Source organism: Rhodococcus sp. IC4_135, from assembly GCF_011602025.1.
Taxonomy (GTDB): domain Bacteria; phylum Actinomycetota; class Actinomycetes; order Mycobacteriales; family Mycobacteriaceae; genus Rhodococcus_F; species Rhodococcus_F baikonurensis.
This window is the reverse complement of the sequence record NZ_JAAOLG010000001.1, coordinates 882,720-905,355: the sequence shown is the minus strand read 5'-3', so window position 1 is coordinate 905,355 and position 22,636 is coordinate 882,720. Positions and strand designations below refer to the sequence as shown.

General features: G+C 62.0%; 22 protein-coding genes. 8 read left to right on the top strand and 14 right to left on the bottom strand.

Annotation, left to right across the window (positions count from 1 at the left end):
- Positions 1-20: 20 nt before the first annotated feature.
- Complete coding sequence (locus tag G8767_RS04425) at positions 21-800, top strand: DUF427 domain-containing protein (protein WP_166809436.1); 780 nt, start codon at positions 21-23, stop codon at positions 798-800.
- A 28-nt stretch (positions 801-828) separates the two neighbouring features.
- Here G8767_RS04425 and G8767_RS04420 read toward each other — a convergent pair whose 3' ends face one another.
- Positions 829-2,061, bottom strand: a complete 1,233-nt coding sequence (locus tag G8767_RS04420; protein ID WP_166809499.1) for an MFS transporter — start codon at positions 2,059-2,061, stop codon at positions 829-831.
- 72 nt (positions 2,062-2,133) lie between these two features.
- Between G8767_RS04420 and G8767_RS04415 the strand changes: the two genes are divergently transcribed.
- Complete coding sequence (locus G8767_RS04415; protein ID WP_166809435.1) at positions 2,134-3,009, top strand: LysR family transcriptional regulator; 876 nt, start codon at positions 2,134-2,136, stop codon at positions 3,007-3,009.
- On the opposite strand, the gene G8767_RS04410 is transcribed toward G8767_RS04415, so the two are convergent.
- The 4 genes from G8767_RS04410 to cobF all read right to left on the bottom strand — a co-directional run bounded on the left by G8767_RS04410 (position 3,002) and on the right by cobF (position 7,110).
- Complete coding sequence (locus tag G8767_RS04410) at positions 3,002-3,868, bottom strand: Fpg/Nei family DNA glycosylase (protein ID WP_166809434.1); 867 nt, start codon at positions 3,866-3,868, stop codon at positions 3,002-3,004. The two genes, G8767_RS04415 and G8767_RS04410, sit on opposite strands and share 8 nt — an antisense overlap.
- 40 nt (positions 3,869-3,908) lie before the next feature.
- Positions 3,909-5,084, bottom strand: a complete 1,176-nt coding sequence (locus G8767_RS04405; RefSeq protein ID WP_166809433.1) for a GGDEF domain-containing protein — start codon at positions 5,082-5,084, stop codon at positions 3,909-3,911.
- A 43-nt stretch (positions 5,085-5,127) separates the two neighbouring features.
- Positions 5,128-6,294, bottom strand: a complete 1,167-nt coding sequence (locus G8767_RS04400) for a GGDEF domain-containing protein (protein ID WP_240951829.1) — start codon at positions 6,292-6,294, stop codon at positions 5,128-5,130.
- A gap of 75 nt (positions 6,295-6,369) precedes the next feature.
- Positions 6,370-7,110, bottom strand: coding sequence for a precorrin-6A synthase (deacetylating) (cobF, locus tag G8767_RS04395; protein WP_124567481.1), 741 nt, complete (start codon positions 7,108-7,110; stop codon positions 6,370-6,372).
- Positions 7,111-7,196: 86 nt separating this feature from the next.
- Here cobF and G8767_RS04390 point away from each other — a divergent pair, with 86 nt between their 5' ends.
- The 5 genes from G8767_RS04390 to G8767_RS04370 all read left to right on the top strand — a co-directional run bounded on the left by G8767_RS04390 (position 7,197) and on the right by G8767_RS04370 (position 11,342).
- Positions 7,197-7,997, top strand: coding sequence for a thymidylate synthase (locus G8767_RS04390; RefSeq protein ID WP_095971110.1), 801 nt, complete (start codon positions 7,197-7,199; stop codon positions 7,995-7,997).
- 2 nt (positions 7,998-7,999) lie between these two features.
- Positions 8,000-8,491: a dihydrofolate reductase gene (locus G8767_RS04385; RefSeq protein ID WP_166809431.1), complete on the top strand. Its 492-nt coding sequence runs from the start codon at positions 8,000-8,002 to the stop codon at positions 8,489-8,491.
- Between the two features lie 84 nt (positions 8,492-8,575).
- The gene (locus G8767_RS04380) at positions 8,576-8,908 is read left to right on the top strand and encodes a cupin domain-containing protein (protein WP_003946336.1); all 333 of its coding nucleotides are present in this window, start codon (positions 8,576-8,578) and stop codon (positions 8,906-8,908) included.
- Positions 8,909-8,927: 19 nt separating this feature from the next.
- Positions 8,928-9,623 (top strand): hypothetical protein, encoded by a 696-nt coding sequence (locus G8767_RS04375; protein ID WP_095971112.1) that lies wholly within the window; start codon positions 8,928-8,930, stop codon positions 9,621-9,623.
- Positions 9,624-9,650: 27 nt separating this feature from the next.
- Positions 9,651-11,342 (top strand): GAF domain-containing protein, encoded by a 1,692-nt coding sequence (locus tag G8767_RS04370; RefSeq protein WP_124567483.1) that lies wholly within the window; start codon positions 9,651-9,653, stop codon positions 11,340-11,342.
- A gap of 2 nt (positions 11,343-11,344) precedes the next feature.
- Here G8767_RS04370 and G8767_RS04365 read toward each other — a convergent pair whose 3' ends face one another.
- From G8767_RS04365 to cycA, 7 genes are all read right to left on the bottom strand, one after another.
- Complete coding sequence (locus G8767_RS04365; protein ID WP_019744786.1) at positions 11,345-11,983, bottom strand: response regulator transcription factor; 639 nt, start codon at positions 11,981-11,983, stop codon at positions 11,345-11,347.
- 76 nt (positions 11,984-12,059) lie between these two features.
- Positions 12,060-12,953 carry a universal stress protein gene (locus tag G8767_RS04360; protein WP_095971114.1) on the bottom strand — a complete coding sequence of 298 codons (894 nt, stop codon included), beginning with the start codon at positions 12,951-12,953 and terminating at the stop codon, positions 12,060-12,062.
- Positions 12,954-13,306: 353 nt separating this feature from the next.
- Positions 13,307-14,347 carry an LLM class F420-dependent oxidoreductase gene (locus G8767_RS04355; RefSeq protein ID WP_166809498.1) on the bottom strand — a complete coding sequence of 347 codons (1,041 nt, stop codon included), beginning with the start codon at positions 14,345-14,347 and terminating at the stop codon, positions 13,307-13,309.
- Between the two features lie 176 nt (positions 14,348-14,523).
- Positions 14,524-15,417: a universal stress protein gene (locus tag G8767_RS04350; RefSeq protein ID WP_007727672.1), complete on the bottom strand. Its 894-nt coding sequence runs from the start codon at positions 15,415-15,417 to the stop codon at positions 14,524-14,526.
- 141 nt (positions 15,418-15,558) lie between these two features.
- The gene (locus G8767_RS04345) at positions 15,559-17,064 is read right to left on the bottom strand and encodes a glutamate-cysteine ligase family protein (RefSeq protein ID WP_166809430.1); all 1,506 of its coding nucleotides are present in this window, start codon (positions 17,062-17,064) and stop codon (positions 15,559-15,561) included.
- A 125-nt stretch (positions 17,065-17,189) separates the two neighbouring features.
- Positions 17,190-17,960: a M23 family metallopeptidase gene (locus tag G8767_RS04340; protein ID WP_095971116.1), complete on the bottom strand. Its 771-nt coding sequence runs from the start codon at positions 17,958-17,960 to the stop codon at positions 17,190-17,192.
- Positions 17,961-18,082: 122 nt separating this feature from the next.
- A complete protein-coding gene (cycA, locus tag G8767_RS04335) occupies positions 18,083-19,546 on the bottom strand; it encodes a D-serine/D-alanine/glycine transporter (RefSeq protein WP_095971117.1) in 1,464 nt (487 codons plus the stop codon).
- A 142-nt stretch (positions 19,547-19,688) separates the two neighbouring features.
- On the opposite strand from cycA, the gene G8767_RS04330 reads away from it, so the two are divergent.
- Positions 19,689-20,405 carry an HAD-IA family hydrolase gene (locus G8767_RS04330; RefSeq protein WP_166809429.1) on the top strand — a complete coding sequence of 239 codons (717 nt, stop codon included), beginning with the start codon at positions 19,689-19,691 and terminating at the stop codon, positions 20,403-20,405.
- 3 nt (positions 20,406-20,408) lie between these two features.
- Here G8767_RS04330 and G8767_RS04325 read toward each other — a convergent pair whose 3' ends face one another.
- Both G8767_RS04325 and G8767_RS04320 read right to left on the bottom strand, forming a co-directional pair.
- Positions 20,409-20,888, bottom strand: a complete 480-nt coding sequence (locus tag G8767_RS04325; protein WP_166809428.1) for a ribose-5-phosphate isomerase — start codon at positions 20,886-20,888, stop codon at positions 20,409-20,411.
- Positions 20,881-22,629: a dihydroxyacetone kinase family protein gene (locus tag G8767_RS04320; RefSeq protein WP_166809427.1), complete on the bottom strand. Its 1,749-nt coding sequence runs from the start codon at positions 22,627-22,629 to the stop codon at positions 20,881-20,883. Before G8767_RS04320 ends, G8767_RS04325 begins: the two co-directional genes overlap by 8 nt.
- Between the last annotated feature and the right edge of the window lie 7 nt (positions 22,630-22,636).

Below are 22,636 nucleotides of genomic sequence, written 5' to 3'. Positions count from 1 at the left end.
GATCTCAGGAGCATTCGCGCATGTCCACAGCACTGACTCACGCAGTAGACGCACAGACCAAAGCCTCCAACGGGCGGATCGCACTGGAACCCAACCCTCGCCGAATTCGAGCGTTCTTCGCTGGTCACGCCATCGCAGACACCACTGGTTCGGTGTATCTGTTCGAGCGCGGCCGCCTGCCGGTGTACTACATCCCCCTCGCCGATGTTCGCACCGAATTTCTCGTTCCGACGTCGACGACCACTCATTGCCCGTGGAAGGGTGACGCAACGTACTGGAATATCGAAATCGGGGATCACCGCGCCGAGGACGCCGTGTGGTCATATCCCGAACAGTTCGACGGTTCCTTGGACCTGAGTGAGTACGTCGCGTTCTACTGGGATCGCATGGACGCCTGGTACGAGGAGGATCAACAGGTCTTCGTCCACGCCCGCGATCCATACGTACGTATCGACGCACTCCCCTCGTCCCGCCACGTCGAGGTTTTCGTCGGCGACGTCTTGGTCGCCGAGACGACACGACCCAGACTGCTCTTCGAAACCGGCCTGCCCACGCGGTACTACATTCCGAGAATCGACGTTCGCAGCGAGTACTTTGCGCCGTCCCCGACCACCACGGCCTGCCCCTACAAGGGCACTGCATCGTATCTGTCGTTCACCGGCACAAGCGAACTCGCTCCGATCGAGGATCTGGCGTGGTTCTATCCGTTCACTACCGACGAAGCGTCCGGGATCGACGACCACGTGTCGTTCTATCCCGAACGCGTCGGCAAGATCCTGGTGGACGGTGCCGAAATCTGAGAGGCGGGAGCCGAGAAGGCGTGGGTGCCTATCCCACCGCGACAGGGGATTCCGGGACCAGTAGTTCGGCCGTCTCCAACCGGCGATCGTGCATCCACACCAACGCCGTTGCGACGGAGAAGACCAATCCGGCGATGCAGACTCCAGTCCATCCGTACGACTTCCACACCACCGACCCCACTGCCGAGCCCACCGCAGCACCGACGAAGTAGGTGGTCATGTACACCGAGTTCACACGCGAACGCGCGTCGGGGACAAGGGCATAGATGACGTTCTGGTTGCTGACGTGCACTCCCTGCAGTGCGAGATCGGCTAGAACGATGGCGACGAGAAACCACACCACGTGCGTGGCACCGGCGACAAAGGGAAGCCACGACACCAAGAGAATCGCAATAGCGCCGCCGGTCGCCACCTGACCCAATCCCCGATCGGCCAGTCTGCCCGCCACCGTCGCCATCAATGCTCCCGCCACGCCGAGTAGTCCGACCAAGCCGATTTGAGTGTCGCTGTAGCCGAATTCGCCGGAGAGAAGAAAGGCCATCGTCGTGAAGACGGTGCTGACGGCAGCAAAAGCCAACCCGCCCATGGCCGATCGGGTTCTCAGGCGTGGCAAGGTCGCAGCCAACTTCCCTACCGAAGCAAGCGTGGCGCCATAACCGGCTTTCGGTCGATCTGCGGAATCGGAGGGCAGAGATCGCCACAATGCGACGGCCATCACCACCATCAACACCGCCGCCACCTTGTAGACCGTCGACCAACCTCCCAGTCCGGAGAGCACGCCGGCAACGCTGCGCGCCAACAGGATTCCGATCAGCAGCCCGCTCATGATCGTGCCGACCACCTGACCGGACCTCTCAGGTTCGGCCAGTGAGGCGGCGAACGGAATCAGCACCTGGGCAGCGACCGAAAAGACTCCAGCGACTGCGATTCCCACTGCCAGCGTGGCAAAGTTGGGTGCAAATCCGCTGACCGCTTGACCGGTCGCCGCCAACAGCATGAGCCCTACCGTCAGCTTGCGTCGGTCCACCATGTCGCCTACCGGAACCAGAAGTATCAATCCGAGTGCATACGCGACCTGTGCGATGGTCACCGTCGCGGCCGCTGCGGAGGCCGACACATTCAGGTGATCCGCGATGGAATCGAGGAGTGGCTGATTGAAATAGTTACCGCCTGCGCACAGGCCCGTCGCGGCAGCCATCAGCAGCACTATGGGTAGTCCGAGCCTCGGACGCGCGTCGCTTGAAATCATGTCGTCAAGCATGACCGCCCACACCGACGCGCGTCCAATAGATAGATATGCATGATCCATCTCCAGAAACGATAGATTGGTCCAATGGAACTACGTCACATCCGCTACGCCCTCGCCGTTGCGGAAGACAGACATTTCAGCCGAGCGGCCGCGCGGTTGCACGTTTCCCAGTCCGCCCTGAGTGCCCAGATCCGAGACCTCGAGAAGGAACTGGGAGTAGAACTGTTCAACCGGAACAGTCGAAACGTCGGACTGACCGCCGCCGGCGAGGTTTTTGTTGCCCGCTCTCGTGAGGTACTCGGCGCCATGTCGAGACTGGTCAGCGACGTCTCGGCGCAGAGCAACGAGCAAGTGCGACTGACGGTGGGCACCATCACCTCGGCCGGGCGCGTCGACGTCGGCCGCGCCCTGGCAGATCTGACGCGTCGGCATCCCGCCATCAACGTCACCGTGCGGCCGTACGGCAGTGAAGTAGTTATCGAAGGAGTCCGGTCCGGCGCAATCGACGTCGGCATCGTCGGATTGGCCGCAGGTCGCCTACCCAAGAGCTTTGCCGCCGCCCCGTTGTGGAGTGAACCCACCGCGGCGTTTGTTGCTCCCGACCATCCCTTTGCTGAGGCCTCGTCGATCAGGCTTGAAGACCTACGAGATCACACTCTCGTGGACTTCGCCTCCGGCAGCGAGGCTCGCGTCCAGACCGATCAGGCATTCGCCGAATCACAAGTCCCTCGCGGAAAAACGCTCGAAGCCAACTCCGTCGACCTGATCTGTTCACTGACCGCCAACGGCCTGGGCGTCGGCTTGCTCCCCCAGTCCATGAGCGCCCCACATCCCGAACTGGTCTGTATTCCCATCACCGACGCACCGCATCGGATCGTCCACGCCATCACCGAACCAGCCCATTCGTCGGCACTCGCTCGCGAATTCGTCGAACTGCTCGCCGCGCAGTTCACTACTTGAGTAATTTCGACATTCGCCTGTCCGCCAACGGCTTACCGCCAGTCTGACACGTCGCGCAGTACTGAAAAGAACGCTCCGCGAACGAGACTTCGCGTACGACGTCACCGCACACCGGGCAGGGAAGTCCGGTGCGAGCATGTACTCGCATCCCCGAGCGTTTCTCACCTTTGAGCCTGGCCGCGTCCTGGCCTTCCGAACGCTCGATCGCGTCGGCAAGTGTTGATCGCATCACGGCATACAGCGCCGAAATCTGTTCCGGCGTCAGCCGCGACGAGGTCGCGAAGGGCGAAAGTTTCGCGGTGTGGAGAATCTCGTCCGAGTAGGCGTTCCCGATGCCTGCGATCAGCGACTGATCGACTATCGAGTTCTTGATCCGCGCCGAGGTTCCGCCCAGAATCTCTGCGAACTCCGCTTCGGTCACAGCCATCGCGTCCGGCCCCAGTTTGGCGATGCCCGGAACCTCCTGCGGATCGTTCACCACCCAGACGGCGAGGCGCTTCTTGGTACCTGCCTCGGTGAGATCGAATGCCGGCGTCAACCCTTCAGGTGTGAAGAAATGAACGCGCAGCGCCAACGGCCCCTTGCCGGGCTTCGGCGGTGTTGCCGACGGATTGTCGAGCCAGCGCATCCACCCTGCTCTGGAGAGATGCGTGACCAACCACAATCCGTCGCAATCGAGGGCCAGATGCTTTCCGAAGCGGGCAGCGCCCGTCACATCGCGCCCCTGCAGAGCAGTGATCGGCGGATCGAAGGTCTTGAGCACACTCAGTGCAGCGATGTCGACGCGTCCCACCACCGCGCCTACCGCGTGCTGACGAAGGAACCCTGCCAGCGCTTCCACCTCGGGTAGTTCAGGCATGGCAACAGACTAACGCCGACCACGGACACACACAGTGCGCTCAGTCCGTTTCGGTATGCAGAACCACCGAGTGCCCACCGCGTGCCTTCGCGGAGTACATCGCCCGATCCGCTCGCCGCAGCAGAGTCGGGTAGGCGACCAGCGCATCATCCGATGACTCGAAAGGCCCTGCGATCTTCGCGATTCCGATGCTCATGGCTACTGCGGGATGATCGGACGACGTGATCGTCGAGAGTCGAAGTTCGTGCTCGATTCGATCGATCGAGCGTTGATCGACCGAATCGACGATGACGAACTCGTCGCCGCCGATCCGTGCGATCAACGCTGTCGGGCCGGCACATTCGACCAGTCTCGCGCCGACTTTCTCGATCACAGCGTCGCCGACGGTGTGTCCGTACTCGTCGTTGATGGCCTTGAATCGATTGATGTCGACCGCAGCGACAACCAAGAGTGCCGGGTGCGTGTACGACCGCTCCAGCAACAACCGCACCTCGTCGGCCAGTCCCCTCCTGTTGAGCAGTCCGGTCAGCGGGTCCAATTGCGAATTCAGCGCGTCGGTGCCGAGGATGGAGAAAACGAACTGACAGGCAAAGGGAATCACGTAGATCGCCGCGCCGACCAGTACTACCAACGCAACCAGAACCGGAACATCCACATCGTTCTCGACCACGGCAGTACGTGTCACGATTCCGATGACAACGACGAATACCCACACCATGTGCAGGGTCTGCATCCGAGCATTGTGGAAGAACGCGATGTAGCCGCCGATCACCGAGAACATCACGGCATGTGCCAGTGCCGCAAGTGGGTTGGAGTACAACAGCATTGCGGCCGCTATTCCCACTTCCGAATAGAGCACGAACGCGTACGACCAGGAACGGGAGAGATTACGCCTCGTCGAGAGGGCGACGGCCATGATCACAGTGACGACGATGATGACGGTATTCGCGGTGCGTGCATGGGCACTGGTCGGTCCCTGTGGACTGAAGCGAGTCAGGAACATGATGACGGTGACCAGCACCAACGAGCAGACGACAAGAAAACGCGAAGCGACGGTCAACCCTTTGTCCGCGAGATAACGATTGAAGGTGTCGAATTGGTCCGGCCGCCGATACCAATCAGCCAGTTGAGACGAGATCAGGCGGAACGCAGAGGCCGAGAGCGGTCGGTGTGACGCGACGGCGTCCGTTCGCTCCACACTCTCGGCAGATTCCATAAGGTCAGGGTAATCCAGTCAACTCCCCGCAATCAGACAATTCTCACTGTTTGCCGTCCCACATCACAACCTGATCGCCGCCGGCGGCCTTCGCGCGATACATCGAGGCGTCTGCTACTCGAAACAGGTCCGTCAACTCCTCGTCGGAAATAATCGAAGACCATTCGGCGGAGGTGATCGCGACTCCGACGCTGGTTGTCACCGCCGGATCACGGTCGTCGATTCGCAAGTTTCTTCGCAGATTGTCCTCGAAAGCAGGCGCTGCCCCGACGTCGATCGTGTCCACCAAGACGAACTCGTCCCCACCGAACCTGGCGAAGAGCGCGTTCTCGCTGCCGCACCATCGCAGTCGATCAGCAATCTGACGGAGGACGAGATCGCCTTCTTCGTGCCCGTGCGAGTCGTTGACGGTCTTGAACGAATCGACATCGACGATTGCGACGACATACGAAGATTTGCTCGACGCACGTCCAGTCGCTCCCATTTCGACAACAGCTCGCTGCAGCCCACGACGATTCAGCAGGCCGGTCAACGGATCGACATCCGAACTGTCGGCGTCGGATCCGAGAAGAGAGAGGACGAACTGGCAGGCGAACGGAATGACCACGATCCCGGTTGCGATGATCAGACAGAGCGCCGTGGCCAGCGCAGGATCCGCGTAGATCGCGACCTTTCGGCCGATCAATGCCAGCACCACGATGGAGAACGCCATGTGGAACGCCTGGAGTCGGGCGTTGTGGAAGTAGGCGATATAACCGCCGATCAACACGAAGAGCACACACTGGATCAAGCCGATGAACGGATCGCTGTTGAGGAACACGCCGACGAATACGCCGACCTCGCAGTAAGCGACGAAAAAATACGACCACCGTCGTGTGATTTCGGGCAGAAGGCAGAAGAGCACGATCACCGCGCCCGTGGCGGCGATGATCACGGCGTTGACGACGCTGGTGACATGGCTGTGAACGCCTGCGTCGCTGAAGCGCAACATGGTCATCGCGATGATGACCGTCGTCAGGGAGCCGATTACCAGCAACCGAACAGCTAGCTCGAGGCCCTTCGTGGCGAGGTATCGATTGAAACTGTCGAATTGATCAGGACGCCGATACCACTGGACGAGAAGGCCGAAGGCCGACTTCACAGCTGACTTTTCACGGCCACGAGGCGCGGGCAGAATCGACTGCAGTCGGTCCGGCCCGAACGATGTCATGCGCAGATCATAGGTGTGCAGACCGTCGTCGGGGCTCAAGAGCGCAGGATCGAATGTGCAATCCGCGGCCGGTTGTCAGCGCCGAAGGAGGTACGTATCCATGATCCAGCCGTGCTTCTCACGCAACTCCGCCCGGCGCGCGACGATCCGATCTTCGACCTCACGCAGGTTGCCGGAAATCAGCTCCTCGTCCGAGGTTCCGAGGTACGCGCCCCACCAGATTTCGGCTTCGTCTTCGCTCACCTGAGTAAACGTGCAATGCGCGTCGAGCATGACGACGGCGTTGTCCACTCCGGCGGGCAAGCCCTCGGCCAGTTTGCGGCCGGTCGTGATGTGGATCGGTTCGCCGATTCGGTTCAGGACGATTCGGTGTTGTGCAGCCAACGACTGCACACTCGTGATTCCCGGGATGACGGAGTAGTCGAACGACACTTTCCCGCGAGCGAGCACGCGCTCGACGATCCGCAGAGTGCTGTCGTAGAGGGACGGGTCACCCCAGACGAGAATGGCGCCGACTCCAGGTTCGGCCGCGAATTCCGCTTCGAATTTCGCTGCCCTGCGCTCGTGCCAGTCCTCGACGACACCTTCGTAATCGGTCGGGGTTCGATCCCGCGGTGGGTCCGTGATCTCGACCACCTTGTAGTCGAGGTGAACGTGTTCGTCGAGGATTCCGGTTCGCAGGTCGACCAGCGCCTGCTTCTCGTCACCCTTTCCGATGATGAAGAAGGTATCGGCCCTGTTCATGGCCTTGATCGCCTGGACAGTCACCTGGTCCGGATCACCAGCACCGATACCGATCACCAAGAGTTCGCGCATGTGCCGAGGCTATATTGCTGTGCGCCTTTATTAACCGCCGGAGGTTAATAAAGGCGCACAGCAGGCTAGGCCCTAGACTGAATCCCGTGACTGTCTCCACTGCTTACGAAGACCTCCTCCGGCTCGTCATGGAGACGGGTACCGCCAAATCCGATCGAACCGGAACCGGCACCCGCAGCATCTTCGGTCACCAGATGCGCTTCGATCTTGCCGACGGCTTTCCGCTCGTCACCACCAAGAAGGTCCACCTCAAGTCGATCGTCAACGAGCTCCTGTGGTTCCTGCGCGGCGACTCCAACGTGGCGTGGCTGCACGAGAACGGCGTCTCCATCTGGGACGAGTGGGCCGACGAGAACGGCGAACTCGGTCCCGTCTACGGCGTCCAGTGGCGCAGCTGGCCCACTCCGTCCGGAGAGCACATCGACCAGATCACGCAGACCGTCGAGACCCTGCGCTCGAATCCCGATTCGCGGCGGATCATCGTCTCGGCGTGGAACGTCGCAGACATTCCGCAGATGGCGCTGGCTCCGTGCCACGCTTTCTTCCAGTTCTACGTTGCCGACGGCAAACTCTCGTGCCAGCTGTACCAGCGCAGCGCCGACATGTTCCTCGGCGTTCCGTTCAACATCGCCAGCTACGCACTGCTCACCCACATGATGGCCCAGCAGGCCGGACTCGACGTCGGCGAGTTCGTCTGGACCGGCGGTGACTGCCACATCTACGACAATCACGTCGACCAGGTCACCGAGCAGCTCGGTCGCGAGCCCCTCCCGTTGCCGACCCTGAAATTGAACAAGCGCGACTCCATCTTCGACTACACCTTCGAGGACGTGGAGATCGTCGACTATCAGCACCACCCCGCGATCAAAGCGCCGGTAGCGGTCTGACGATGACCGATCGCACAGTCACCCTTGTCTGGGCGCAGGCCCATGACGGCGTCATCGGCGCCGACAACACGATCCCGTGGCGCGTGTCCGAGGACATGGCTTACTTCAAACGCGTCACCATGGGACATCCGGTGATCATGGGGCGGCGCACCTGGGACTCCATTCCACTGAAGTTCCGGCCGTTCAGCGGGCGTCGGAATATCGTTGTCACGCGCGATCTGCAATGGAACGCCGAAGGCGCCGAGGTGGTCCACAGTCTTCACGACGCCCTGGCGTTGCCGGACGGCGACGTCTTCGTCGTCGGTGGCGGGCAAATTTATTCGGCTGCACTGCCATTCGCGACTCATCTCCTGGTGACCGAGATCGACCTCGACATCGCCGGTGATGCCTTCGCTCCCGAGATCGGCCCCGAATGGAACCTGAAGTCCGACGAGCCGTGGCAGACCTCGGAGAAGAGTGGGCTGCGCTTCCGCTGGCTGGAATACACTCGCTGACCGACTTCCGCCGATAACGAGGCACCTCGCGAGTGAGTCGGTCATACTCCTAGAACGACATTCACCGCTTTCGAGAGGTCTTCGATGGACAAGAAATCACTGACCGCTCTCGCTCGCCAACAGCTGAAACTGGCGGGCTCGGCGACCAGCGGTCGCAGTTCACAAACCGTCTACGGCGGCCACCAGCGCAGCCTGCGACAGACGGTTATCGCGCTGAGCGCCGGCAAGAGCCTCGCCGAACACGACAGCCCGGGCGAAGCCACCCTGTTGGTCCTGAGCGGGAAGCTGAATCTTGTGTGTGGGAGCGACCAGTGGAAAGGATCCACCGGCGATTTCCTCACCGTTCCAGCCGACCGGCACAGTGTCGAAGCGCTCGAAGACGTTGCATTTCTACTGACCGTCGCGATGAAGGGCTGAAGTCGGTAGCGTCTTCCGCGTGAGCGAAACCGTGATCGAAGTGTCCATCGTCGCAGCCCCGTCCGTACTTTGGCCCGCGCTGCGCGACCCGTCGCTGATTCGTCGTTGGTTCGGCTGGGAGTACGACGGACTCGACGACGAAATCACCCAGATCTACTCCACCGCTGATGCCGACCCCGAAGCGTTGACGCTGAAACTCGGAAACGGCGACCGTTTCTCACTTCTCGAACAGGACGGCAAGACGGTCGTCCGCATCGATCGTCCGGCCAAGTCCGCCGACGACGACTGGTACGACGACATCACCGAGGGATGGACGACGTTCCTCCAGTTGCTCAGATTCGCAGTGGAGCACCACGGACTCGCTGAGCGAAGAACCATTTATCTCGACGGCCTACTGCTCCCCGGCGAGAACGTGGCAACCGTCCTCGGGCTCACCGAAATCGAATTGGCAGCGGGAAGTCGGTACGCGGCGACAATCGCTCCCGGCGACTATTTCGAAGGCGTCGTCGACTACGTCACCGATCACCAATTCGGCTTGACAGTCGAAGATCTCGGCCCTGGTCTACTCTCCGTCGCGACCCAGTCGGTGACTCCGCAGCGGCCCGACGGAGGCATGTCGATCCTGCTGACCACCTACGACCTGAGCGATGACGAGTTCGACGAGATCAAGCATCACTGGACTTCATGGTGGGAAGGCCGCCGTCAGGGTGGCTGACGTGCGGTGAGGCGATATGCTTCGACCATGGTCGAAGCATCGGGTCACAGTCCGGCACGCACGTTCGGCGAGTTGCTCGACCGCCTGGGCGATTCCAACGCCGACATCCCGACACTCCACCGTCTGCTCGAGGCGGTCCTGGTCGTCGGCTCCGGCCTGGACCTCGACCTGACGCTCCAACGGATCATCACCTCTGCGACAACGGTTCTGGATTGCCGCTACGGCGCCCTGGGAGTCGCGGCGCCGGGGGGTGGGCTCTCGGAATTCGTCTACGAGGGAATCTCCGGGTCCCAACGCGCGACCATGGGACATTTCCCCGAAGGTCATGGCGTTCTGGGTGTTCTGATGAATCATCCGCAGACGTTGCGTGTGGCGCATCTCGGCGATCATCCCGAGTCCGTCGGTTTCCCCGCGAATCATCCACCGATGGAGAGTTTTCTCGGAGCGCCGATCATGATGCGAGGAAAGGTGTTCGGAAGCATCTACCTGACCGAGAAACGAGGAAAAGCCGAGTTCACGCAAGAGGACGAGGTCATTCTCGAAGCCCTCGCCATTGCAGCCGGCATAGCTGTGGAAAACGCACGACTGTTCGAGCAGTCTCGAACTCGTGAAAGATGGCTCACCGCAACATCTGCCATCCGCTCGCGGTTGCTGGCCGGTGACTCGCTCGAGGACGGCCTACAACTTCTCGCGAGCCGCGTTCGGGATCTGACCGGCGTCGACGACGTGATCGTGGTGATCTGCGAAAACGGTTACGCCCAGGTCCACGCCGCGGCCAGCGCCCGTACCACGTCACGCGGGGTCAGAATTCCAGCAACGACCTATCCGTTCGACGTTGTCCGAAGCACCCGAAAGCTACAGGTACTCACCACTTTAGGCGCGCTCACGGAACTCGTGCCGTCGGCCGGGAGTGCGGTCGTGGCACCGATGTGCGTCGCCTCGGGCGTAGTCGGCGCGGTCATCGTGGCGTCGAATTCCACCAACACACACTGGGATCACGACGAACTGACCCGGATCGAGTCGATGGCCGAACTCGGCTCCGTTGCAATCGAGTTCGACGAGAAGCAGAAGGCCCAACGCCTGCTGTCGGTCCTCGCCGACCGCGATCGCATCGCACGAGACCTGCACGACAACGTCATTCAGAGACTGTTCGCGAGCGGAATGAGCTTGCAGAGCACGCTTCCGGACGAGACCCTCCCCGAGTCGGCGCGCGCGATTGTCAAACGATCTCTCGAACAACTCGACAAGACCGTCCGCGAGATCCGGACAACGATCTTCGATCTGCAGACTCCCACTGCTGCCGGGACGTCGAGCCTGCGACGACGCCTCCTCGATGTCATCGGCGATGCCACCGCCCAGTCCTCCGTGACCCCCAGCGTCCAATTCTCCGGCGCCATCGACACTCTGGTGAATCCCGGGATCCACCAGCACGCCGAGGCTGTACTGCGAGAGGGACTGAGCAACGTCCTTCGGCACGCACACGCACACCACATCACCATCGCAGTGACCGCGGATGTCGAATTCGCCATCACGATCGAGGACGACGGCGTCGGACTCCCCTCCGACTTCCACAAGAGTGGACTTCACAATCTCGAGCGCCGTGCCGAACATTGCGGCGGTACGTGCACGATCGTCAACCACGATCCGAGCGGTGCACGTCTGCTCTGGCGAGTACCGCTCGGCCGCACCAACTCGAATCGACCGAAGTCCAGTCGGTAGACCTATCGACTGCCGCTGCGGATTTCGGTGGCCAGCACCGCAGCCTGAGTACGACGCTGCATGCCCAGCTTCGAGAGCAGACGCGTCACGTAGTTCTTGACTGTCTTCTCCGCGAGGAACAATCGCGCGCCGATCTCCCGGTTGGTGAGTCCCTCTCCGATGAGGTCGAAGACTGCTCGTTCCTGATCGGAAAGTTCGGCCAGCGGATCAGCTGTACGGTCGCTACGGATCCGCTGCATCAGCGCCTCGGTTGCCCGACTGTCGAGCAGTGAACCGCCGCGCCCGACTGTGCGGACAGCAGCAACCAGATCGGTTCCGAGGATCTGTTTGAGGACGAATCCCGAAGCGCCCGCCATGATCGCGTCGAGTAGTGCCTCGTCGTCCGCGTACGAGGTGAGCATCAGGCAGCGCAGGTTGGGCAGCATCGAGCGGAGTTCGCGGCACAGCTCGACGCCGTTGCCGTCAGGCAGCCGCACGTCCAGAACAGCGACGTCGGCGTTGCTCTGCGGTACCGCCGCCAGCGCTTCCCCCACCGACGCAGCCTCGCCCACCACCACGAAGTCCTCGACCCCGCCGAGCAGATCGAACAATCCGCGTCTGACGATCTCGTGATCGTCGACCAGGAATATCCGCGTTGTCATCGAACCCCTCCAAAAGACATCTCACGTCGAACGGTACCGGAGATGGTGGACTCAGAACTCATGGAATACATTCTCTTCACTTGTTGACGTGACGGACTATGAGAACCGGGCAATCCGCAGTGTGCAGGAGCGCCCGACTGGTCGATCCGAGGAGCATTCCCGCGAATCCGCCGCGCCCGCGACTGCCGACGACTATCAACTGCGCCGTCTCCGCGTACTCGCTCAGAACTCGGACCGGACGGTCACGCGCGACGACTCTCTCGACGACGACGTCCGGGTAACGCTCGGTGAATCCGGCCAATTGCTCGGCGAGGACAACTTCCTCACCCGTCTGGATGCTGCTCCACAGCGGGTCGTCGGGGGTGGCGCCCAGCGAGGGCTGCACACTCACGTCGCTCCACACGTTGACGGCAATCAAGGTGGCGCCCCTCGCGGATGCCTGCTCGAAAGCGTGCTCGATTGCCTCGATGCTGCTTTCGGATCCATCGACACCGACCACGACGGGGCCTTCGGTCGGCGGTCGACCGTCGAGCGTCCGTCCTCGGACAACTGCCACCGGAGATTCGCCGTGCGAGACGACCGAGACCGTCGCGGAACCGACGACCAATCCGGTGAATTCGCCGTGTCCACGGGGTCCGAGCGCAATGATGTACGCGCTCTTGGACAATTCGATCAGCCGATCGGAGACACTGCCGTCGAGAAGTTCGGTGACGATCTCGAGGTCGTCGTCGATGCTTTGCCGCGCAAGGATCTGCGCACTGTCCAGACGAGCGGTGGCAGTGCGTCGCAGTTCGTCCTTGAAACTCTCGGCGAGGTACGGCTCGGAGTAGTAGAAGGCAGGGATGTGCACCACCGTCGCGATGTGGAGCGGTCGACCGAGCGCCACTGCCGTCCTCGCAGCCCAGACGACAGCCGACGACGCCGATTCCGAACCGTCTACCGCTACGACGACGGGTTTGGTTGCACTCATGTTCGTCCCTCCACAATCGACCACAGAATCTCTTCGCCCCCACACTATTGCCCAATGACGGCAAAAAGGATTCATCAGCCGACGCGAGTCCCGAATCGGACATTCGGTGTTCGAGTGGACTGCGGCAACGGCCCCGCCAACATCCCTTTCGGGCGTCAACGAGGCCACCGGTGCCGGATTCGCACGCAAACCCTGGCTACTCGATCCACGTTATGCGAAGAACCCGACCGGTCAGAAGTGAAAAAAGTCCTGTCAACAAGCGCCTAAATTCGGGTTTCGTGCGCAGGAGATCCCGAATCACCCGCTGTGCGCCTTTATTAACCGCCGGCGGTTAATAAAGGCGCACGGCAGGGTCAGTCACAAATCTTGCGGAACTTCTCGATCAGCTGCACTCGGCCGTTACGGTCAGCTGCCAACGGCGTGACGTTGAGCGTCGTGACACCGGCTTCGGCGAAGGCCGCGACGCGTTCCTTGACGTAGCTCTCGGGACCGATCAACGACACGGCGCGAACAAGATCGTCGGGGACGGCTGCTGCGGCCTCGTCCTTCTTGCCCGCGAGGTACAGGTCCTGAATCTTCTCGGCAGCTTCTTCGTAGCCGTAGCGCACCGCGAGATCGTTGTAGAAGTTCTTGCCCTTGGCGCCCATACCGCCGATGTACAGCGCGAGGCTCGGGCGTACCCAGTCGAGCATGTGGTCGACGTCGTCTCCGATGGCGAGGGCCGGCGACGCGTACACCTGAAGCTCGCCGAGGCTCGGATCACGCTTGGCCTTGCCCTTGGCGATCGGCTCGCCCCACACGCTGGCCGCCTTCTCCGGATGGAAGAAGATGGGCTCCCAGCCTTCGGCGATCTCTGCCGTCAGCTCGACGTTCTTGGGTCCGAGCGAAGCGATCAGGATCGGGATGCGCTCACGCACAGGATGATTGATCAGCTTGAGCGGCTTGCCCAGCCCGGTGCCCTTCTCGGCGGGGAGCGGAACCTGGTAGTACTTGCCCTGATATTCGACCTTCTCGCGGCGCCACACCTTGCGACAGATTTCGACGACCTCGCGGGTGCGTCCCAGCGGGGCGTCGTACTTGACGCCGTGGAATCCCTCGATCACCTGTGGTCCGGAAGCACCCAGGCCCATCACGAAGCGACCGTTGGAGACGAAGTCCAGGCCCGCTGCCGTCATCGCGGTCAACGAAGGGGTACGGGTGTAGATCTGGAAGATTCCCGAAGCGAGTTCGATGGTCGACGTCTTGGCCGCCAGGTAGCCGAGCTGGCTGACGGCGTCGAAGGAATACGCCTCCGGGACGAAGGCGATGTCGAGGCCCGCCTTCTCCAGGTCACCGACCTCTTCGACGGTTTCGGCGAACCCGCCGCTGTAGTTCAAACCCATACCGATACGCACGTTGTAACCCCAATCCTGACGATTGCTGCCGTGTGCGACGCGCACACGAGCAGTGGTACTCCCATCGAACACTTACTCACATCGAACACTACGGAACCTGAGTCCGCATTCATGTGACTACCCCGTTCAAATTCGATGACCGAAATGAACGGGGTAGCGGGAGAACCTGGAGAAAGTCAGGATTCTTCGGGGCGAACCACCATGACGGGGCACTTGGCGGAAGCAATCAGAGTGTTGCTGGTCGAGCCGAGCAACATGCCGCGGAATCCGCCACGGCCACGGCTGCCGACCACGACGAGCTGCGCTTTTGCCGACCAGTCCAACAACCGTCCGCGTGGGTTGTCGAGATAGACCTCGCGCCGGACCTTGACGTCCGGGTACTGCTCGGACCAGCCTGCCAAGCTCTCACTCAGTACGGCGTGTTCTTCCTCTTCGAGGGACTGCGGTGCCAGTGCTGCTGCCCTCGGGTCTTCGAATGCCGCGCTGCCGAGGTCACTCCACACGTGTAGAGCCACCAACTCGACTCCGCGGAACGACGCTTCCTCGAAGGCCGCACCCACGGCCTGGGCGCTCAATGCGCTGCCGTCGACACCGACCACTACCGGTCCCTCCGAGGGCACTGCACCGTCACGGTCCCGTACGACGATGACCGGACACTTGCCGTGACTGGCCACCCCGACCGCGGTGTTGCCGAGGACGGCCGTCGCGGCTTTGCCCGAAGCGGACGCTCCGACAACTACCCGCCTGGCTTGTGCAGAACTCTCGATCAGCCACTGAGTTGCGCTGCCGATGGCGATTTCGGTGTGAACTTCGAGTTTCGGGTCGATCTCACGGGCGAACTGTTCCGCCTCCGCCAAGATCGCTTTTCCTGCCTCCTCGACCCATTCGTACACCCCACCCGCGTCGACGTACGGTCCACCGAAACCGTACGGCGCGAAGTCGAGAGCGTGGATGATGTCGAGTCGCAATTCGCGCTGGGCGGCGATTTTCGCGGCCTCGCGGAGCGCAGTGGACGCCGTGTCCGAACCCTCGACTCCGACAACAACACTGTTATGTTCGCGTGAACTCATGTGCCCACCTTCCTGAAGAAGTAACCGAGCCACTTTCACTCTAACCATCCCACTTGTCCGGCTTTTTTGGGGTCGCCCCCTCCTCATTTCCGGGACTTAAGTCCCCGAAACTGTTGACGGATAGGAGAATTAGCAGAGCACTCAGGACCAGGTGTGAACAGGATCTCCCGTGCGCATGTTCTCCACGTAACCCCGGAGCATTCCGGTGAGCGCCGTCGAGCGGTCCGCGCCCGAGGCCTCCTCCCGCGCCACGTGCTCTCGTTGCCAGGCGGCACCCGTCTGCCGATTCATGCACCGCCCCTCGATGACACCGAGGTAGCGATCGCGGGCAGCGGCGGACAATCCGAAGTCCGCCAAACCCTCGTCCGCCAACGGCAACAGCCTTCGCAGGACCAACTCGTCGGCGCCGACCCACCCGATCTCCGGCCAGTACAGGGTGGCGTCGAGTCCGTACTTGGCACCGATGTGCAGGTTCTCTTCCGCCGCGTGGAAAGACATGTGAGACCACAGCGGCCGATCCGCGTTCACCAGTGCGCGAACGGTTCCGTAGTAGAAGGCCGCATTTGCCATGATGTCGACGACGGTCGGCCCCGCCGGCAGCACCCGATTCTCGATACGCAAGTGCGGCTTGCCATCCGAGCAGTCGTACACCGGCCGATTCCAGCGATAGACCGTACCGTTGTGCATCTGGAGCTCGCTCAACTCCGGAACCCCACCCGCAGCGAGCACCTCCAGCGGATCGGTGTCCGACACATCGGGGAGCAGGGCTGGAAAGTACCGTGAGTTCTCTTCGAACAAGTCGAGTACCGAGTGGATCCATCGCTCACCGAACCACACTCGCGGGCGCACACCTTGGTTCTTGAGCTCGAAAGTTCTGGTGTCCGTGGCCTGTTCGAAGATCGGGATGCGCGATTCGTGCCAGAGTGCCTTACCTGCCAGGAAAGGAGAATTGGCCGCCAACGCCACCTGCACGCCGGCCAGACACTGCGCGGCGTTCCAGTGCGCGGCAAACTCTTCCGGCGCGACTCGCAGGTGCAACTGCATGGACGTACATGCCGCCTCCGGCACCACCGAATTGGTGTCGGCCCGAAGAATTTCCACGTCGCCACCAGGCAGCGCGACGCCTTCGACGTCGAGTTCGATGTCTTCTCCTCGCGCGGCAAAGATCTGCTCGTTGAGCAATTCGTAGCGCGGGTTGGCGGTGATCCACTCTCGATCGAGATGCTCGAGCTGCAGTGTCGGCAACATCCCGATCATCACCATCTCGGCGTCGTGAGCGTGGATTCGCGCGTCTGCGACATCGAGGGACGCCCGCAGTTTCTTCTCCAATTCGAAAGTCGCGTCGCCGGTGAGTGGACCGGGCTCGACGTTCATCTCGACGTTGAACTGTCCGAGCTCGGTTTGGAAAACCGCAGCGTCGTCAATGGATTCGAGTACTTCACGATTCGACATCGCCGGAGCCATGTCCCCGTTCACCAGGTTGAACTCGATCTCCATGCCCAGCAGTGGAGCAGGCTTGTCGACGGCGTCCCGGAAGTCGCCACCGTCGAGCATCTGCTTCATGGCGTCGACGCACGCACGCACCTTCTGACGAAAGAGCCTGCGGTCTGCTCTGGTGAATTCTCTCGCCGTGACCTCTGCACCCATCGCACGTTCCCCCTTCGACGATCAACGTCACTGAAGGCTATCCGGCCGGTGTCACCGACAAACGAGAACTGCGGTGGCTCCAGGAAGAATTTCCCGGCGCCACCGCAGTTCTACAAGACGTTTTCTTAAGAGTTGTCCACCCAGGTGACAGCGACGCCACGAGCCTGCAGCCATGCTGCCGGATCGACCTTTGCGCCGTTCTCGGCGACCTCGAAGTGCAGGTGCGGGCCGGTGGACTGGCCACGGTTACCGACGGTGGCGATCTGCTGGCCGGCGTTGACGCGCTGGCCGACGTTGACCTGGTAGTCGTTGACGTGGCCGTACGTGGTGACCGTGCCGTCGTCGTGCTGGACGCGAACCCAGAGGCCGAAACCTGACGCCGGGCCGGCGTCGATGACCTGGCCGTCGGCTGCAGCGAGGATCGGGGTGCCGATCGGGGCTGCGATGTCGAGACCGCCGTGGTGTGCTCCCCAACGAGACCCGAACGTGGAGGTCAGCGTTCCGGACACCGGCTGCACGGTGCGAGCGGTCGTGCCGGGGTTGATCCCCGCGAGGAACTGCTGTGCCTGCGTGTTGAGGTCGGCAGCAAAATCGGGAAGCTCGGGAATGTCGAGAGCGGGAAGCGCCGCCAGCTCAGCCGGAACGACAACGCCCTCGGGAAGCAGGCCCTGCGGGATCTCGAAGCCGGCGATGGTCTGCGTTGCCGGCGCTGCAGCAGCGGTTCCTGCACCCATCTGGCCTGCACCGACGAGAAGCGCACCCGTAGCCGCAGCTACGACACCAGCCTTGACACCGGCACCAGGGCCAGCCGACGGGGTGCGGTGGCGGCCGCTTGCTGCCTCGGGATCGATCTCGAAGACAACATCGTCATTGCCCGTGCGGTGGTGGTTTCCCACAGTGTGTACTCCGTCAGTCGTCGGCGTGCAGCGTCCTTCTGATGAAGCCCGCTCCTCTGTCTGCCGAAGAATGTAACAGTTTGATCAAGGCGGCCGCCACCGTTACCCGATCTTGACCAAAACTATTTGTCGCCGTTCTGTCGGCTGGCGTCCAGTTCTGACTTGAATGCGTCGTATCGTGCCCGGTGAGCGGGGCGGCGCCGAATGATCGCCCAGGCGATACCCAGAACCACGAACCAGATCGGTGTGACGACAAGTGCCTGCAAGGTGTCGTCCTTGGTTGTCAGCGCCCAGAGAATGAAGACGAAGAACGCGAGCACGACCCAGCACATCACGATGCCGCCGGGCATCTTGAACTTCGACGCCTCGTGCAGGTGCGGGCGACGCTTCCGGTACACCATGTAGCTCGCCAGGATGATCGTCCACACGAACATGAAGAGCAGCGCCGAGATGGTCGTGACGACGGTGAAAGCCTCGATCACGGAATCACCCGAGAACAGCAGGATCAACGACGCCAGCAGGAAGATGCACGAGAACATCAGGGCGTTCGCGGGGACCTTGCGTGAGTTCAGCTTGCCGAGCGCCCTCGGTGCGTCGCCCTCCTGCGCAAGGCCGAACACCATGCGCGAGGTGGAGTAGATGCCCGAGTTGGCGGAAGATGCGGCGGAGGTCAGCACGACGAAGTTGATGACCGAAGCAGCAATGCCGAGACCGGCCAGGGTGAACATGGCGACGAACGGGCTCTTGTCTGCGCTGATTTCGCGCCACGGAGTCACCGCAATGATCACGGTCAGTGCAACGACGTAGAACAGCAGCACGCGAATGGGGATGGAGTTGATGGCCTTCGGCAGGTTCTTCTCCGGGTCCTTCGCCTCGGCCGCGGTGGTGCCGACGAGCTCGATTCCCACGAAGGCGAACACGGCGATCTGGAAGCCGGCCACGAAGCCCATGAATCCGGTCGGGAACATGCCGCCGTCGTTCCAGAGGTTGTCGATACCCGAGGTGGCACCGTTCGGCGCCGTGAACCCGGAGACGACCATGACGATGCCGACGATGATCAAGCTGACGATGGCGATGATCTTGATCAGCGCGAACCAGAATTCGGTTTCACCGAAGGCGCGAACGGTCGGGAGGTTGAGCAGCAACAGCGCCGCGATCGTCAACAATGCGGGAATCCACGCTGCCAGACCTGGCCACCAGTATTTGAAGTACCCGGAAATCGCGATGACGTCCGCGATGCCGGTGACGATCCAGCAGAACCAGTAGGTCCATCCGGTGAAGAACCCTGCCCAGGGGCCCAGCAGATCCGCGGCGAAGTCGGAGAACGACTTATATGCCATGTTCGAGAGCAGCAACTCCCCCATCGCCCGCATGACGAAGAAGAGCATGAAGCCGATGATCATGTACACGAAGATCACGGAAGGCCCGGCGAGCGAGATCGTCTTACCCGATCCCATGAACAGTCCGGTGCCGATGGCCCCACCGATGGCAATCAGCTGGATATGTCGGTTGGACAGCTGACGTGAGAGGTGGGGGTCTTCGCCGGACGGCTTCGTCAGGTCTGGTGTATTCGCGTGGTCGGACACGGAGGATCCCCCTCGTCGTTCGGTTCATCCGGAGCATCGAAATCGTGCCCATCGGGGGAACCTCGGAAAATGTGCCCTCTCAAAGTACGCGTGCACTGGCTCACATCAAGCATCGGAAAGCCGACGCCGATAACCTGTCGAGGTGAACACTGACAGCACGGCCCATCAAGACGGACATATCGCCGCGACGCTGTTCGATTTCTCCGGAACCCTCTTCCGTCTGGAGGAGAGCGACGATTGGACCGAGCACCTCGTCGATCACCAGGGCGATCCCCTCGACGTGCACGCTCAAGCCGAGCTCATGCGTCGGATGACCGCGCCGGTGGGCCGAACCGTCGAAATGGACGAAGCCGGGATCTACGCGTGGGAGAACCGCGACCGGGATCCGAAGTTGCATCGTCAGGCTTACCTCGACGTGTTGAGCAAGTCCGGAGTGCCCGATCCGGTTCGCGCCGAGGCTTTCTACGCGCTTCTGGTCGATCCGGACCAGTGGTCGCCGTACCCGGACACCGGAGAGGTCCTGAAGTCGTTGTCGGAGAAGGGCATACGCACCGCAGTCCTGAGCAACATCGCCTTCGACATCCGTCCGGCGTTCGTCGACCGAGGCTGGGACGTCTGGGTCGACGAGTTCGTACTGTCATTCGAGGTGGGTGCAGTCAAACCGGAACCCGCGATCTTCGAATACGCCCTGGCGCAGCTGGATGTGGATGCAGCACAGACCCTGATGATCGGCGACAGCGACGTCGCCGACGGCGCTGCCCGAGACGTCGGTTGCCAGTTCGCCCTCGTCGATCCCCTGCCGACGACCGAACGCCCGCACGCGCTACTCGACGCAGTTCGAAAGTTCGGCCTGCTCTAGCGATCAGCAGTCCCGGGGCTTACCGGCAGTCTCGTATTCGCCGATCGCAGCGACCTTCTCGGCAGAGGCGCTCCGAGTGTCGAAGTGGTAGCCCAACCACTCCTTCGCCAGTCGTCTGGCGAGTTCGAGCCCGACCACTCGCTGCCCGAAGCACAAAACTTGTGCGTCGTTGCTGAGAACCGATCTCTCAACAGAGAAACTGTCGTGGGCAGTCACCGCCCGGATCCCCGGCACCTTGTTGGCACTGATAGCGACGCCCAATCCTGTTCCGCACACGAGGAGGGCCCGGTCGGCTTTGCCGTCGGCCACCAACCTCGCGGCGGTGACAGCAACGTGCGGATACGCAGTGTGTTCGTCGTTCCCGACGCCGACATCGGTCACCACCTCCACTCGGTCGTCGACTTCGAGGTCGGCCTTGAGTGCCCGCTTGTACTCCAAGCCGGCGTCGTCGCAACCGACGACGATACGAAGTCGCTCAGCCATGATCGTGCTCCTTGCATTCAGAGTTCGTGTTCAAGAAATCGGCGACGGTACGGACACACATCGCCATCGATACAGCGCCGGCATCCGGGGTCCCGACGCTCCGTTCTGCCAGCGGTCGTGCCCGACCCACCAGCGGGCGCAATTGCGCCGTAGCACCGGCTGCGGTCTGGGCAACGACGGCGGCTTCGTCCCACGCCTGCGCCGTGAGGACCCCGGCTCCGACTGCGGCACTTAGAGTTTCCACGAACGGCCATAAAGCGTCGAGCATCGTCTTGTCACCGAGCTTCGCTCCACCGAGCGCTACTATCGCGTCATAACCCGCCCGTACGCCGTCAGCCAGGTCATGGGCGTCTGGTTGTCCCGTGTCACCCAGCCGAGTTCCCATTGCTGTAAGCGCGGCACCCCACAACACTCCGGATGTCCCGCCTGCCTTTGCTGCCCAGGCTTCACCCGCTGCAGTCAGAACTCCTTGTGGACCGGCACCCTGTGCAACTGCGGCCCGCGCTGCCAGCGTCGCGTATTCGGTTCCCCTGACCATCCCTCGCCCGTGGTCTCCATCGCCCGCAACCGCATCGATGCGGCCCAGTTCTTCTTCGTTGACCGCCATCACCCGAGCGATAGCCTCGATCACCGTAGCCACAGTTGCTCCGCACAACCGTCCCTGGTCGTCGCCCGCAGCGCTCACACCGGACGTCTCGTGTGCGAGAGCGGCCGTACGACGCTCCCCCGATCGTGTTGCCACACCGAATGTTCCGCGCCGAAATGCCGGAGTGTCCGCGGCTGCGGTCCAGAACGATTCGAGTTCCTCGTCCAGCCACATAAGCGTCAGCGAACAACCGGCCATGTCCAGACTGGTCACCAACTCTCCGACCTCCGGCGAGACGATCGTGTATCCAGCCTCCCGCAACAGCTTCGACGCCGTCCCCCAGACCACGAACAACTCCTCGTACTTTGTACGCCCGAGTCCGTTGAGGATCGCACCGACGCGTGTCCCGGTGCCGTCCGGGCGTTCGGCAAGCACACCGTCAACCAATAGTCGCGCCAGTTCTGCGGCACTTGGCATCTCGTGCGTGGATACACCCGGTTCTCCGTGAATACCCAGCCCCAGATCCATCATTCCGGTTTCCACCGTGAACAGTGGGTGATCCGCGCCCGGCAGGGTGCATCCGTCGAAAGCAACACCGAGTGTTCGAGTGTTGTCGTTCGCCGCGCGACCTACTCGCTGCACCTCGTCGAGGACGTATCCCGCTTCAGCAGCAGCCGACGCGATCTTGAACACCGTGAAATCACCGGCGATTCCCCGCCGCTTCGTGACGTCCTCCGCCGATGCACTCGCAATATCGTCGGTGACCGGCAGGTATCGAGCATCAATTCCCTCGTGCGCCAGAGCTTTCACTGCGAGCGAGAAATTCATCACGTCACCCGCGTAATTTCCGGTGGTCAGAAGCACCCCAGCACCGCTGTCGACAGCGCGAGCTACTGAGGTCGCCTCCACGGCGGATGGGGACGTGAAGATATTGCCCACCACAGCACCGTCGGCGAACCCCGGCCCGACAACACCGCAGAACGCGGGATAGTGACCGGAACCGCCACCTACGACGACCGCAACCTTTCCCGGTCGTGTCTCCTGGGCCCGTACCACACCGCCTGGCACGCCGACAACATAGTCGGCGTTGGCGTCGAGGAAACCCTCGAGCATGTCTTCCGTAAATGTCGCAGGATCATTGAATAGCCGAGTCATGACAAAT

Excerpts from the sequence above, each read along its gene's own strand:
- G8767_RS04415 (WP_166809435.1), top strand. The coding sequence starts at position 2,134 with ATGGAACTACGTCACATCCGCTACGCCCTCGCCGTTGCGGAAGACAGA.
- G8767_RS04400 (WP_240951829.1), bottom strand. The coding sequence starts at position 6,294 with ATGACATCGTTCGGGCCGGACCGACTGCAGTCGATTCTGCCCGCGCCT.
- G8767_RS04370 (WP_124567483.1), top strand. The coding sequence starts at position 9,651 with ATGGTCGAAGCATCGGGTCACAGTCCGGCACGCACGTTCGGCGAGTTG.
- G8767_RS04410 (WP_166809434.1), bottom strand. The coding sequence starts at position 3,868 with ATGCCTGAACTACCCGAGGTGGAAGCGCTGGCAGGGTTCCTTCGTCAG.
- G8767_RS04320 (WP_166809427.1), bottom strand. The coding sequence starts at position 22,629 with ATGACTCGGCTATTCAATGATCCTGCGACATTTACGGAAGACATGCTC.
- G8767_RS04360 (WP_095971114.1), bottom strand. The coding sequence starts at position 12,953 with ATGAGTGCAACCAAACCCGTCGTCGTAGCGGTAGACGGTTCGGAATCG.
- G8767_RS04325 (WP_166809428.1), bottom strand. The coding sequence starts at position 20,888 with ATGGCTGAGCGACTTCGTATCGTCGTCGGTTGCGACGACGCCGGCTTG.
- G8767_RS04405 (WP_166809433.1), bottom strand. The coding sequence starts at position 5,084 with ATGGAATCTGCCGAGAGTGTGGAGCGAACGGACGCCGTCGCGTCACAC.
- G8767_RS04420 (WP_166809499.1), bottom strand. The coding sequence starts at position 2,061 with ATGCTTGACGACATGATTTCAAGCGACGCGCGTCCGAGGCTCGGACTA.
- G8767_RS04380 (WP_003946336.1), top strand. The coding sequence starts at position 8,576 with ATGGACAAGAAATCACTGACCGCTCTCGCTCGCCAACAGCTGAAACTG.
- cobF (WP_124567481.1), bottom strand. The coding sequence starts at position 7,110 with ATGCGCGAACTCTTGGTGATCGGTATCGGTGCTGGTGATCCGGACCAG.
- G8767_RS04365 (WP_019744786.1), bottom strand. The coding sequence starts at position 11,983 with ATGACAACGCGGATATTCCTGGTCGACGATCACGAGATCGTCAGACGC.
- G8767_RS04425 (WP_166809436.1), top strand. The coding sequence starts at position 21 with ATGTCCACAGCACTGACTCACGCAGTAGACGCACAGACCAAAGCCTCC.
- G8767_RS04345 (WP_166809430.1), bottom strand. The coding sequence starts at position 17,064 with ATGGGTGCAGAGGTCACGGCGAGAGAATTCACCAGAGCAGACCGCAGG.
- G8767_RS04350 (WP_007727672.1), bottom strand. The coding sequence starts at position 15,417 with ATGAGTTCACGCGAACATAACAGTGTTGTTGTCGGAGTCGAGGGTTCG.
- G8767_RS04385 (WP_166809431.1), top strand. The coding sequence starts at position 8,000 with ATGACCGATCGCACAGTCACCCTTGTCTGGGCGCAGGCCCATGACGGC.